Raw genomic sequence first — 12,398 nt, 5'->3', positions numbered from 1 at the left:
ACTGCACATGCATGAAGGGAGCCCGCCGTGGACAATGACGTCTCTGCGGGAAGCGGAATCACCTCCGTGGTCGGCCGACTCGCCCTCGGTGTCACCCTGTTGGCCTTCGGGCTGGGGTACGCCGATGTGATCGACGGCGTGTCGGCCGCTGACGCCGTATCAATCGCCCAGTACGTGGGCGGCATTGCCCTCTTCGTCGCCGGCCTGATGGCCCTGCGCGACCGTGACTCCGCGAACGGGACCGCGTTCGTGGCGCTCGGCGCACTGTGGTTCACCTGGGCCGTCGCCGCCGACAATCAGGTGTCCGCCAATGCCGCGGGACTCTTCCTGCTGCTGTTCGCCCTCGTGGCGCTGTCTCTCACACTCGCCGGTGGCGACCAGCTCGGTCAGGGCGCATACGGGCTGTTCTTCGTCGGCCTGCTGCTCATGGCCATCGCAAGCTTCGCCGACAACGACGGGCTCACCAAGGTGGGTGGCTGGTTCGCCGTCGCCGCGGGTGCGGTGGCGTGGTACGCCGCGACCGCCGCGCTGGCCCACTGGCCGACGGCACTTCCTCGACGCGCTGCGGGCCGGGGGGTGACGGCCGCCGGTTAGCTGCGCAGGCCGGGGAGTTGGGCGGCTTCCCGGCATTCGAAACGGACCCCCCGTGAATGGTGGCATCACGTGGGGGTCCGTCTTGTGCGTCGGCCTGTGCGGGTGAGTGGGGGCTTGTCGCGCAGTTCCCCGCGCCCCTAGGGCAGGGGCTGCGCCCCTGAAAAGGGGTCGGCTACTCCACCGTTACCGACTTCGCGAGGTTCCTCGGCTTGTCGATGTCGCGGCCCAGGGTCAAGGCCGTGTGGTAGGCGAGGAGTTGGAGCGGGATGCCCATGAGGATCGGGTCGAGTTCGTCCTCGTTCTTCGGGACGACGATCGTCTGGTCGGCCTTCTCCTGGGGCTGGTGGGCCACCGCGAGGATCTTGCCGCTGCGGGCCTTGATCTCCTCCATGGCGGCGCGGTTCTTCTCCAGCAGGTCGTCGTCGGGGACGATCGCGACCGTCGGCAGGGCCGGCTCGATCAGGGCCAGCGGGCCGTGCTTGAGCTCGGAGGCGGGGTAGGCCTCGGCGTGGATGTACGAGACCTCCTTGAGCTTGAGGGAGGCCTCGCGGGCGACCGGGTAGCCCCGGACGCGGCCGATGAAGAGCATCGAGCGGGCCTCGGCGTAACCCTGCGCCAGCTTCTCGATCTCGCCCTCCTGCTCCATGATCTCGGCGATCTGGGCGGGCAGCTTGCGCAGGCCCTCGATGATCCGCTTGCCGTCGCGGACCGAGAGGTCGCGGGTGCGGCCCAGGTGGAGGGCCAGGAGCGCGAAGGCCACCGTCGTGTTGGTGAAGCACTTCGTCGAGACCACGCAGACCTCGGGGCCCGCGTGGACGTAGATGCCGCCGTCGGCCTCGCGGGCGATCGCGGAACCGACCACGTTCACCACGCCAAGCACCCGCGCGCCCTTGCGCTTCAGCTCCTGGACGGCCGCGAGGACGTCGTACGTCTCACCGGACTGGGAGACCGCGATGTAGAGGGTGTCCGGGTCCACCACCGCGTTGCGGTAGCGGAATTCCGACGCCGGCTCGGCGTCCGCGGGGATGCGGGCCAGCTCCTCGATCATCTGGGCGCCGATCATGCCCGCGTGGTACGAGGTGCCGCAGCCGAGGATCTTCACGCGGCGGATCTGGCGGGCCTCGCGGGCGTCCAGGTTCAGGCCGCCGAGGTGCACGGTGGAGAAGCGGTCGTCGATGCGGCCGCGCAGGACGCGGTCCACGGCGTCGGCCTGCTCGTGGATCTCCTTGTGCATGTAGGTGTCGTGGCCGCCCATGTCGTAGGAGGCGGCCTCCCACTCGACGGTCGTGGGCTCGGCGGTCGTGCGCGTGCCCTCCGTCGTGTAGGTGCGGAAGTCGTCGGCCTTGAGGGTCGCCATCTCGCCGTCGTCGAGCGTCACGATCTGGCGCGTGTGCGCCACCAGCGCGGCGATGTCCGACGCTACGAACATCTCCTTCTCGCCGATGCCGAGGACGACCGGGGAGCCGTTGCGGGCGACGACGATGCGGTCCGGGAAGTCGGCGTGCAGGACCGCGATGCCGTACGTGCCCTCGATGAGGCGCAGCGTCTCGCGGACCTTGTCCTCCAGCTTCTCCGCCTGCGAGCGGGAGATGAGGTGGACGAGGACCTCGGTGTCGGTCTCGGAGAGGAACACGACGCCGTCCGCCTCCAGCTTGCGGCGCAGGTCGGAGGCGTTGTCGATGATGCCGTTGTGGACGACGGCGACCTTGCCCTCGGCGTCCAGGTGCGGGTGGGCGTTCACGTCGGAGGGGGCGCCATGGGTCGCCCAGCGGGTGTGGGCGATGCCGGTGGTGCCCTTGAAGCGCGCGGGGACCTTGGCCTCCAGGTCGCGGACCCGGCCCTTGGCCTTGACGGTCTTCAGACCGGCCGCCTTCGGGGAGGTGACGGCGATGCCGGCCGAGTCGTAGCCGCGGTACTCCAGGCGCTGGAGGCCCTCGAGGAGCAGGGGGGCTACGTCACGCTTCCCGATGTATCCGACGATTCCGCACATATATATAGGTATCCCTAGCCGTAGACGATGCGGCGGAGCTGGCGGAGCGTGAGCTCCGCCGGTGCCACCGCCCGGTATTTCAGGTCCGCCTCGATCCGTTCGAAGATCGTCGCGTTCACCAGGCCCTGGGCCTGGAGCTCGCGGTGGCGGCGACGGACGAACTCCTCGGTCGTCTCGTCGAAGTAGGCGAGCACGTCCTGGATCACCCGCAGCGCCTCGCCCCGGTTCAGGGGCGTGCTGCGGGTCAGGTGATCAACAAGGTCGTCGTGCACTCGGTAGATCCTGGGGTATGGGGGACCGGTTCGCAAGAATTCTGCCCGATTTCGGGCAAGGGTGTGTCAGGGGCCTTTGGGAGAGTTATGGAACGCCCATGGGTGTCCGTTGGGCGGTTGTTCCGCGGGGGGATGTGTGCAGCGACCAGCTTGTGACGCCATGGACCTTCCTCGCATGGGTGTACCCCAGCAGCTGGCCGAGCGCATGAGCATGGCCGAACAGCACGAGTACCTGCGCACCAAGTTCTCGCGACGCACGATGATCAGAGGCGGCGCCGTCACCCTCGGCGCCGTCGCGGGTGGCACGTTCGTGCCGGGCGTCACCGCCCAGGCCGCCACCAGGACCCAGCCCCTCACACAGACCGAGACCGTCGACGGTGCCGTCGTCGCCCCCTTCGGCCGCCACCTCGCCTACGGCAACGACGCGCGCACCGAGATGACCGTCTCGTGGCAGGTGCCGGTCGCCGTGAAGAAGCCGTTCGTCCGGATCGGCGCCCACCCCTGGGACCTCTCCCGCAAGATCGAGGCCGAGGTCCGCACCCTCTACACCCCGGCCGGCGTCGGCGCCGGCGCCGACCACACGCAGTACTACGTGCACGCCAAGCTGAGCCACCTGCGCCCCGGCCGGACGTACTACTACGGCGTCGGCCACGCCGGCTTCGACCCGGCCGAGCCGCACCTGCTCGGCACCCTCGGCACCTTCACCACCGCCCCCGCCCACAAGGAGCCGTTCACCTTCACGGCCTTCGGCGACCAGGGCGTCAGCTACCACGGCCTCGCCAACGACAGCCTGCTCCTGGGCCAGAACCCGGCCTTCCATCTCCACGCGGGCGACATCGCCTACGCCGACCCGTCCGGCGCCGGCAAGACCGCCGACACCGGCTTCGACTCGCGCGTGTGGGACCAGTTCCTGTACCAGACCGAGTCGGTCGCCAAGTCGGTGCCGTGGATGGTCAGTTACGGCAACCACGACATGGAGGCCTGGTACTCGCCGGGCGGCTACGGCGGCGAGGAGGCCCGCTTCTCCCTGCCCGACAACGGGCCGGACAAGAAGAACCTGCCGGGCGTGTACTCCTTCGTCCACGGCAACACCGCGATCATCTCGCTCGACCCCAACGACGTGTCGTACGAGATTCCCGCCAACCTCGGCATCTCCGGCGGCACGCAGACCAAGTGGTTCGAGGCGCAGCTCAAGAAGTTCCGGGCCGCCCACGACATCGACTTCGTCATCGTGTTCTTCCACCACTGCGCCTACTGCACCTCCACCGCGCACGCCTCGGAGGGGGGTGTGCGCCAGGAGTGGGTGCCGCTGTTCGAGAAGTACCAGGTCGACCTCGTCATCAACGGCCACAACCACCAGTACGAGCGCACCGACGTGATCAAGGGCGACAAGGTCACCAAGAAGCTGCCCATCGGCGGCACCGCCTACCCCGAGAGCGAGGGCGTCGTCTACGTCACCGCGGGCGCGGCCGGCCGCAGCCTGTACGCCTTCACCGCGCCCGACTCCTACGAGGGGCACGAGAACGAGGTCGACTCCGTGGCCTCCTTCGTCAACCTCAAGGACGGCAAGCAGAACGAGACCGTCGCCTGGTCGCGGGTGCGGTACCTCAACTACTCGTTCCTGCGCGTGGACGTGAATCCCGCGCCCCGGGGCCGTTACGCCACCCTGAAGGTGCAGGGCATCGCCGAGACCGGTGACCGGATCGACCACTTCACGGTGGCGCGCAGGGCCAAGTAGGCCTGCCGGCCTGCTACATCCGCTTCAGAACCGCCTGCTTGGCCATCGTGAACTCCTCGTCCGTCAGCACGCCGGTGCGATGGAGCTCGCCGAGTTCGCGCAGGCGGCGCAGGAGGGCGTCGTGGTCCTGCACCACGGGGTCCTCCTGCGGTTCGGCGGCCGCGACGGGCGCGGCCGGATGCGGCAGGCGGGCCTGCACCGCCGCCGCGATCAGGGCCATCAGCGGGTCCTTCTTGAAGCCCCACAGCTCCACGGCGTTGGGGTCGTACTTGGGCGGGGCCTTGGTGGGTGCGTTCCGGACGGTGAAGCGGAGGTGGCCGTTCTCCAGGCCCGCCGCCGGATGCCACTCCACGGCCGCGATGTCGGTCAGCGCGAGGGAGCGGGCGCCGGCGGCGGCCTTGGCGTCCTCCGTCTTCCAGTTCCACTCCAGCCGGACGCGCTCGCCGTCGAAGCTGGCGGTGGCGTCCCCGGCGGCGACCGACAGCGGGACCGAGGGGCCCGGCACCAGGTACGCGTCGACCGGGTCGGCCGGGACCTCGTCGAGGAGCAGGGCATTGCGGACCTCGTCCACGAAGTACTCCGCGACGCCGTAGCGGTCGGACTCCACGATCAGCTGGTACGGGTCGTGGGGCTCGGTCAGCCGGCCGCCGGTGGCGTGCAGCAGCGGGTCGGCGCCGTCGCGCAGGCGCAGCCGCAGCCGCCCGGCCTTCTTGCCCTGCTCGAAGGAGACCCCCGCCAACGCCCCCAGGGGGAGGACCAGTTCACCCAGCGTCTTGCGGAACAGGCTGACGTTCTTGTCCCGTCCGGGAGTCAGCCGCAGCGCGTCGCCGTCGAAGACCCACGTGCCGTCCTTCTGGATGATTTCCGCCATGGGGTGGATTGTTCCACCAGTCTCACGAGAGAGTGGTCCAGACCTCTTGGAGCTCAAGGGCTCAACGGCTCATGGAAGGGACGGCCTTGTGAGACAGCGCCACAGATCGTTTCGCCTTCTCGGTTCCCTGCTGCTGGTCGCGATGGGCGTCTCCGTGACGGGAGCCGCGCCCGCGCGGGCGGCATCGCCCTCCCCGCTCGACCGGGTGGTCCCCGCGCCCGCGTCGGTCACCGCGAGCGGATCCCCCTATCGCATCACGCGCGACACACGCATACGCGTGGACGACTCCCGCGAGTCCCGCCGCATCGGCGAGTACCTCGCGACCGTCCTGCGCCCCTCCACCGGCTACCGCCTCCCCGTCACCGCCCACGGTGGCGGCGGCATCCAACTGCGCCTGACGAAGGGCCCGTACGGCGCCGAGGGCTACCGCCTCGACAGCGGCAGCAAGGGCGTCACCATCTCCGCGGCCCAGCCCGCCGGCCTCTTCCACGGTGTGCAGACCCTGCGCCAGCTGCTCCCGGCGGCCGTCGAGAAGGACTCCGTCCAGCCCGGCCCCTGGCTGGTCGCGGGCGCCACGATCAAGGACACCCCGCGCTACGGCTGGCGCGGCGCGATGCTGGACGTCTCCCGGCACTTCTTCACCGTCGACCAGGTCAAGCGCTACGTCGACCAGCTCGTCGCGTACAAGATCAACAAGTTGCATCTGCACCTCAGTGACGACCAGGGCTGGCGCATCGCCATCGACTCCTGGCCGCGCCTGGCGGCCTACGGCGGCTCGACCCAGGTCGGCGGCGGCCCCGGCGGGTACTACACCAAGGCCGACTACAAGGAGATCGTCCGGTACGCGTCCTCCCGCTATCTGGAGGTCGTCCCCGAGATCGACATGCCCGGCCACACGAACGCTGCGCTGGCCTCCTACGCCGAGCTGAACTGCGACGGCGTCGCGCCGCCGCTCTACACCGGCACCGAGGTCGGCTTCAGCTCGCTGTGCGTCGGCAAGGACATCACGTACGACTTCGTGGACGACGTGATCCGTGAGCTGGCCGCGCTCACGCCGGGCAAGTACCTCCACATCGGCGGGGACGAGGCGCACTCGACCAGCCACGAGGACTATGTGAAGTTCATGGACCGCGTGCAGCCGCTCGTCGCCAAGTACGGCAAGACGGTGGTCGGTTGGCACCAGCTGACGGGGGCGACTCCGGCGCCGGGGGCTGTCGCCCAGTACTGGGGGCTGGACGGTACGAGTGCCGAGGAGAAGGCGCAGGTCGCCAAGGCCGCGCAGAACGGGACGGGGATCGTGCTGTCTCCGGCCGACCGGATCTACCTCGACATGAAGTACACGGCGGACACTCCGCTGGGGCTGGACTGGGCCGGTCTGGTCGAGGTGAAGCGGTCGTACGACTGGGATCCCGGCAACTATCTGCCGGGGGCGCCTGCTTCGGCGATTCGGGGTGTCGAGGCTCCCATGTGGACGGAGACGCTCACCAAGTCCGCGGACATCGATTACATGGCGTTCCCGAGGCTGGCCGGGGTGGCCGAGCTCGGGTGGTCGCCGGCTTCTACGCACGACTGGGATGCCTACAAGGTGCGGCTTGCTGCGCAGGGGCCGCGGTGGGAGGCGTTGGGGATCAACTTCTATCGGTCGCCGCAGGTTCCTTGGTGATTCGCCTGCGGGCCGGTGGGGGTTGATCGCGCAGTTCCCCGCGCCCCCAAAAGACGGCGCGCACGCCCCGGACATATAGACGTGCACCCCCGGAGGACCGTACTCCGGGGGTGCACGCCTGTCTCGTGGGGCCGTGGACTACAGCCCTGCGATGGGGTTCTTCAGGTTGCCGACCAGTTGGAGGGCGCCCGCCGGGTCCGCCAGGTCGACCATCTGCTTGTTGTTGCGCAGTTGGAGGCGGTTGAGGCAGGACAGGGCGAACTCGGGGGCGAACATGTCGTACTGCTTGAACTTGTCGGCGAGTTCGGGCACCGAGTGCTGGTAGTCCCGGGTGACCTCGGCGACCGTGCGCCAGAAGTCGTCCTCCTCCAGGATTCCCTCGGCCGCCAGGTTCGCGGCGAGGAAGCGGAAGAAGCAGTCGAAGACGTCCGTGAAGATGGACAGGAGCTTCTTGTCCTCGGGGACCTCCACGCGCAGCCGCTCGACCGTCGGCGGCAGCACCGCGTCCGGGTCCATGACGGCGATCTCCTCGGCGATGTCCTTGTAGATCGCGCGCTCGACGACGCCGTCCTTCAGGGCCAGGATGACGTTCTCGCCGTGCGGCATGTAGACGAGGTCGTAGGCGTAGAAGCTGTGCAGCAGCGGGGTGTAGTACGCCTTCAGGTAGCGGCGCAGCCACTCCACCGGCGTCAGCCCCGACTGCTCGATCAGCGCGCCCGCGAAGGACGCGCCCTCGTGGTCGACGTGGACGAGCGAAGCCATGGTGGCCAGCGACTCGCCCTCCTGGAGGGAGGCGACGGGGCTCTCGCGCCAGAGCGCCGCCAGCATCTTGCGGTACGGCGAGTAGCGGTCCGTCGCCGCCTCGTACTCCAGGTGCCGGTAGCCGACGGCCGCGCGCTCGCGGATGATCGACAGGCCGGTCTCGCGCAGCACCGGGTCGTTGTCGATGAGCTGGGCGAGCCAGTCGTTGATGGCCGGAGTCGCCTCCATGTACGCGGCCGAGAGACCGCGCATGAAGCCCATGTTGATGACGGACAGGGCCGTCTTCACGTAGTGCTTCTCGGGGCTGGACCGGTTGAAGAAGGTCCGGATGGACTGCTGGGCCAGGTACTCGTCGTCGCCCTCGCCCAGGACGACCAGGTGCCCCCGGGCGACCTCGGCGGCGAAGGTGACCGTGAGCTTGTTCCACCACTGCCAGGGGTGGACCGGGATGAAGAGGTAGTCGGCGGGGTCGAGGTCCTGCGCGCGCAGGACGCCGTTGAAGCGCTCGACGGTCTCCTCGCCCAGCTCCTGCCGTACGAAGGACTCGTAGTCGATGCCGACACCGGCCGTGAACGCGGCGCGCGAGCGGTGGGCCGCGAGCCACACCAGGCGGACCGGGCTCGCGGTCTCGGGGGCGTACGACAGGTACTCGTGGACACCGAAGCCGAGCCGCCCGTTGTTGGCGACGAAGCAGGGGTGGCCCTCGGTCATGCCGGTCTCGATGGCCTGGAAGCCGGCCTTCACGAGCTCGGCGACCGGGACCTGCGGCTTGGTGAGCTTGTAGCAGGTGCCGGAGAGGGTGGAGGAGATCTCCTCCAGGTAGACCGGCAGGACCTCGTCGCTCAGACCCAGGGACTTCTGCAGCTCGATGAAGAAGTCCAGGGCGGCGAGCGGGAGTTCGGCGCCGTCCCGGTGGCGGGTGATCGAGTCGGCGTCGACCTGCCAGTGGTCGAGGGCTCGGATCACCGCCTTGAAGGTGTACCGCGTCAGACCGTCGTCGCTGCGGACGGCGTACTCGCCGTCGCCGGTGGCCTCCGGCGTGATGAGGCGCTCGTGTGCGAACTCGGCGAGACCCTTGCGGATCAGGAGGCGGTTGGCCCGCGCCCAGCGGTGGGGGGACAGATGCGCTACGGCGTCGGACAGGGTCATACGGCTACTCCTCGGGCGGACAAACTGTGCCTGTTAAGGAAGCTCTCGCGCGTGCAGAAGCTCAGCAGCGCCTTTTTCTCCGGCTTCTGGATCTCGCGCTCGGGCACGAAACCGACGGCTTCGTTCAGGGCGTGGACGGCCTTGTTGGAGACGTCCGGCTCCACGACGACCCGCCGCACCGCCGGGTCCTCGAAGAGGTGCGCCATGACGGCGGTGATGACGGACCGGGTGAAGCCGCGGACGGGCTTGTCGGTGGGCGGCGTGAGGAAGTGCATGCCGATGTCGCCCGGCTGCGGGTCGTACAGGCCGACCAGTTCGCGGTGGGCGGGGTCGTACTTCTCCATCAGGAAGGCGGGGACGCCGTCCTGGAGGCCGAGCAGGGCGTGATGGTGCTCGTCGGCCGCGATCTCCATGTAGGCGCGCTCGACGTCCACCAGGCTCGCGTCCTGCATCATCCAGAAGGCAGCCTTGGGGTCGGTGACCCAGGCGTGCAGGAGCTCGGCGTCGTTCAGGGGGTCGAGGGGGCGGAACGTGAACGTCATACGGCGAACTCCTGGAACGCGATCGTCTTCTCGACCGGGTAGTACTCGGTGCCGAGCAGCTCGCGGATGATGTACGCGTTCCGGTACGGGCCCATGCCCAGGTCGGGGCTGGTGATGCTGTGCGTGTGGACGCCGGCGTTCTGCAGGAACACCCCGCGGCCGGTGACGTCGACGGCGTAGTTGCGGGCGACGTCGAAGTTGCCCTGGGAGTCGTAGACCAGGCGGTCGCGGACGGGCGCAAGGAACTCCGGCTCGGCGTACTTGTAGCCGGTGGCCAGGACCAGGCCCTGGGAGTCGAGGTCGAAGTCCTTCTGCTGCTCCTCCTGGCGGAAGGACAGCGTGTAGGTGCCGTTCTCGTACCGGGCGCTGTTCAGCGAGGAGTTGGTCAGCAGGCGCGTGGGCACGGGACCGCCGAGGTTCTTCTGGTAGAGCAGGTCGAAGATCTCGTTGATCAGATCGCCGTCGATGCCCTTGAACAGGCCCTTCTGCTCGGCGGTGAGCCGGTAGCGGGTCGCCTCCGGCAGCTCGCGGAAGTAGTCGACGTACTCCGGGGACGTCATCTCCAGCGTGAGCTTGGTGTACTCCAGCGGGAAGAAGCGCGGGGAGCGGGTGACCCAGTTCAGCCGGTAGCCGTGGACGTCGATCTCGCTGAGCAGGTCGTAGTAGATCTCGGCCGCGGACTGCCCGGAGCCGACCAGCGTGATCGACTCCTTCTTCTGGAGCTCCGCCTTGTGCTGCACATAGCGGGAGTTGTGGAGGAAGTCGCCGCCGAGGTCCCGGCAGGCCTCGGGTATGTAGGGCGGGGTGCCCGTGCCGAGGACGAGGTGACGGGCGCGGTAGGTGTCACCGGCGGTCGTCGTCACGACGTAGACGTCGTCCTCGTACGTCACCTCGGCGACCGTCGTGCTGAAGCGGATGCTGCTCAGTTTGTTCGCGGCCCAGCGGCAGTAGTCGTCGTACTCGACCCGCAGCGGGTAGAAGTTCTCGCGGATGTAGAACGAGTACAGCCGGCCCTTCTCCTTCAGGTAGTTCAGGAAGGAGTACGGCGAGGTCGGGTCGGCCAGGGTGACCAGGTCCGACATGAACGGCGTCTGGAGGTGGGCGCCGTCCAGGAACATCCCCGCGTGCCACTCGAAGTCCGGCTTCGACTCCAGGAAGACGCCGTCGAGCTCGTCGATCGGCTCGGTCAGGCAGGCGAGGCCGAGGTTGAACGGGCCGAGCCCGATCCCCACGAAGTCATGGGTTTTGGTCGGGTTTTCAGGACGCGCGGTCAAGGGACTCTCCCAGGTACTGCTCGGCGTGGCCGGCGATCAGGTCGAGGACGGCGGCGATGTCCTCGGCCGTCGTCTCGGGGTTGAGCAGGGTGAACTTCAGGTAGTGGCGGCCTTGGACCTTCGTGCCCGCGACCACCGCGGCGCCGGAGGCGAACAGGGCCTTGCGGGCGTACAGGTTGGCGCGGTCGATCTCGGCCGGGTCGGTGACGGCGGCCGGGATGTAGCGGAAGACGAGGGTCGAGAGCGTGGGCTCCACGACCACGTCGAAGCGCGGGTCGGCGGCCAGCAGCTGCCAGCCCTCGACGGCCAGGTCGCAGACCTCGTCGAAGAGCTGCCCGATGCCGTCGGCGCCCATCGTGCGCAGGGTCATCCACAGCTTGAGGGCGTCGAAGCGGCGGGTGGTCTGCAGGGACTTGTCGACCTGGTTGGGGATGCGCTCGGTGACCATGCGCTTCGGGTTGAGGTACTCGGCGTGGTAGGTCGCGTGCCGCAGGGTCGAGGCGTCCCGGACCAGTACCGCCGACGAACTCACCGGCTGGAAGAAGGACTTGTGGTAGTCGACGGTGACCGAGTCGGCGCGCTCGATGCCGTCGATACGGCCGCGGTACTTCAGGGAGGCGAGCAGACCGCAGCCGTAGGCGGCGTCGACGTGCATCCAGGTGTCGAACTGCTCGCACAGCGCGGCGATCTCGGGCAGCGGGTCGATGGAGCCGAAGTCGGTGGTGCCGGCGGTGGCGACGACGGCCATCGGGACCAGGCCGTCCTTCCTGCACCGCTCCAGCTCATGGGCGAGGGCGACGGTCTGCATGCGCTTGTCGTGGTCGACGGGGATGGACACGACGGCGTCCTGGCCGAGCCCGAGGAGCTTCGCGGACTTCTTCACGCTGAAGTGGCTGACCTCGGAGGCGAAGATGCGCAGTTTGGCCAGGCTGTCGCTCTTGGCCTCCTCACGGGCCAGCAGCAGCGCCTGCAGGTTGGACTGCGTGCCGCCCGAGGTGAAGACACCGTCGGCGTTCTCGCCGAGGCCTATTCGGGCCGTCGTCCAGTCGATGAGCTTGCGCTCGATGAGGGTGCCGCCGGCCGACTGGTCCCAGGTGTCCAGGGAGGAGTTGACGGCGGACAGGACCGCCTCGCCGAGCACGGCCGGGATGACGACCGGGCAGTTGAGGTGGGCGAGGTAGCGGGGGTGGTGGAAGTAGATCGCGTCCCGGAGGTAGACGTCCTCCAGTTCGTCGAGCACCGCGGCGGTGTCGTGCAGCGGCTGGTCGAGGTCGATCGCGTCAATGGTCGGGGCCAGGGCGTCGACGGTGACACCGGTGAACGGACGGTCGGTGGCGGCGAGTTTGGCTGCCACCCGCTCTATACCTTCGGTCACGGAGCTGCGGTACCGCTCCGCGGTCGTGTCATTGAGCAGGTGCGAGCGCATGGGGAGGTCCTCCGGTGGGGACGGGCCGTGAAGTGCGGGGTTGCCGTGACGTACAAGGTGGGGTGCAACTTAGGTGAGCCTAACCTAAGTTCCTTTGAATCATGGCAGCAGTAAGGG

10 protein-coding genes are annotated in these 12,398 nt (G+C 68.6%); 3 read left to right on the top strand and 7 right to left on the bottom strand.

Annotated elements, in window-relative coordinates; genetic code table 11:
- Window positions 1-27 precede the first annotated feature (27 nt).
- On the top strand, window positions 28-594 hold the full coding sequence (locus tag OG254_RS18435) for a GPR1/FUN34/YaaH family transporter (RefSeq protein ID WP_405583107.1): 567 nt from the start codon (window positions 28-30) through the stop codon (window positions 592-594).
- Window positions 595-766: 172 nt separating this feature from the next.
- On the opposite strand, the gene glmS is transcribed toward OG254_RS18435, so the two are convergent.
- Both glmS and OG254_RS18425 read right to left on the bottom strand, forming a co-directional pair.
- Window positions 767-2,584, bottom strand: coding sequence for a glutamine--fructose-6-phosphate transaminase (isomerizing) (gene glmS, locus OG254_RS18430; protein WP_405583105.1), 1,818 nt, complete (start codon window positions 2,582-2,584; stop codon window positions 767-769).
- Window positions 2,585-2,598: 14 nt separating this feature from the next.
- A complete protein-coding gene (locus OG254_RS18425) occupies window positions 2,599-2,856 on the bottom strand; it encodes a hypothetical protein (RefSeq protein ID WP_147999454.1) in 258 nt (85 codons plus the stop codon).
- Window positions 2,857-3,031: 175 nt separating this feature from the next.
- On the opposite strand from OG254_RS18425, the gene OG254_RS18420 reads away from it, so the two are divergent.
- A complete protein-coding gene (locus OG254_RS18420) occupies window positions 3,032-4,594 on the top strand; it encodes a purple acid phosphatase family protein (protein ID WP_405583102.1) in 1,563 nt (520 codons plus the stop codon).
- Between the two features lie 13 nt (window positions 4,595-4,607).
- Here OG254_RS18420 and OG254_RS18415 read toward each other — a convergent pair whose 3' ends face one another.
- Window positions 4,608-5,465 (bottom strand): DUF4429 domain-containing protein, encoded by an 858-nt coding sequence (locus OG254_RS18415; RefSeq protein ID WP_405583100.1) that lies wholly within the window; start codon window positions 5,463-5,465, stop codon window positions 4,608-4,610.
- Window positions 5,466-5,553: 88 nt separating this feature from the next.
- Here OG254_RS18415 and OG254_RS18410 point away from each other — a divergent pair, with 88 nt between their 5' ends.
- Window positions 5,554-7,128, top strand: coding sequence for a beta-N-acetylhexosaminidase (locus tag OG254_RS18410; RefSeq protein ID WP_405583098.1), 1,575 nt, complete (start codon window positions 5,554-5,556; stop codon window positions 7,126-7,128).
- Between the two features lie 138 nt (window positions 7,129-7,266).
- On the opposite strand, the gene OG254_RS18405 is transcribed toward OG254_RS18410, so the two are convergent.
- The 4 genes from OG254_RS18405 to desA are packed head-to-tail and all read right to left on the bottom strand — an operon-like array spanning window position 7,267 to window position 12,281.
- A complete protein-coding gene (locus OG254_RS18405; RefSeq protein ID WP_405583096.1) occupies window positions 7,267-9,039 on the bottom strand; it encodes an IucA/IucC family protein in 1,773 nt (590 codons plus the stop codon).
- Window positions 9,036-9,581: a GNAT family N-acetyltransferase gene (locus OG254_RS18400; protein ID WP_405583094.1), complete on the bottom strand. Its 546-nt coding sequence runs from the start codon at window positions 9,579-9,581 to the stop codon at window positions 9,036-9,038. The genes OG254_RS18405 and OG254_RS18400 overlap by 4 nt, the downstream gene beginning before the upstream one ends.
- Window positions 9,578-10,855, bottom strand: coding sequence for a lysine N(6)-hydroxylase/L-ornithine N(5)-oxygenase family protein (locus tag OG254_RS18395; protein ID WP_405583092.1), 1,278 nt, complete (start codon window positions 10,853-10,855; stop codon window positions 9,578-9,580). The genes OG254_RS18400 and OG254_RS18395 overlap by 4 nt, the downstream gene beginning before the upstream one ends.
- Window positions 10,839-12,281 carry a lysine decarboxylase DesA gene (gene desA, locus OG254_RS18390; RefSeq protein ID WP_405583090.1) on the bottom strand — a complete coding sequence of 481 codons (1,443 nt, stop codon included), beginning with the start codon at window positions 12,279-12,281 and terminating at the stop codon, window positions 10,839-10,841. Before desA ends, OG254_RS18395 begins: the two co-directional genes overlap by 17 nt.
- Window positions 12,282-12,398: the final 117 nt, after the last annotated feature.

Source organism: Streptomyces sp. NBC_01092, from assembly GCF_045039535.1.
In the GTDB taxonomy this organism is placed as follows: domain Bacteria; phylum Actinomycetota; class Actinomycetes; order Streptomycetales; family Streptomycetaceae; genus Streptomyces.
This window is presented reverse-complemented; position numbering and strand designations above follow the sequence as displayed.

What these genes read in the sequence shown, in the direction of transcription:
- glmS (WP_405583105.1), bottom strand. Translation starts at nt 2,584, where the DNA reads ATGTGCGGAATCGTCGGATACATCGGGAAGCGTGACGTAGCCCCCCTG.
- OG254_RS18420 (WP_405583102.1), top strand. Translation starts at nt 3,032, where the DNA reads ATGGGTGTACCCCAGCAGCTGGCCGAGCGCATGAGCATGGCCGAACAG.
- OG254_RS18415 (WP_405583100.1), bottom strand. Translation starts at nt 5,465, where the DNA reads ATGGCGGAAATCATCCAGAAGGACGGCACGTGGGTCTTCGACGGCGAC.
- OG254_RS18405 (WP_405583096.1), bottom strand. Translation starts at nt 9,039, where the DNA reads ATGACCCTGTCCGACGCCGTAGCGCATCTGTCCCCCCACCGCTGGGCG.
- OG254_RS18400 (WP_405583094.1), bottom strand. Translation starts at nt 9,581, where the DNA reads ATGACGTTCACGTTCCGCCCCCTCGACCCCCTGAACGACGCCGAGCTC.
- desA (WP_405583090.1), bottom strand. Translation starts at nt 12,281, where the DNA reads ATGCGCTCGCACCTGCTCAATGACACGACCGCGGAGCGGTACCGCAGC.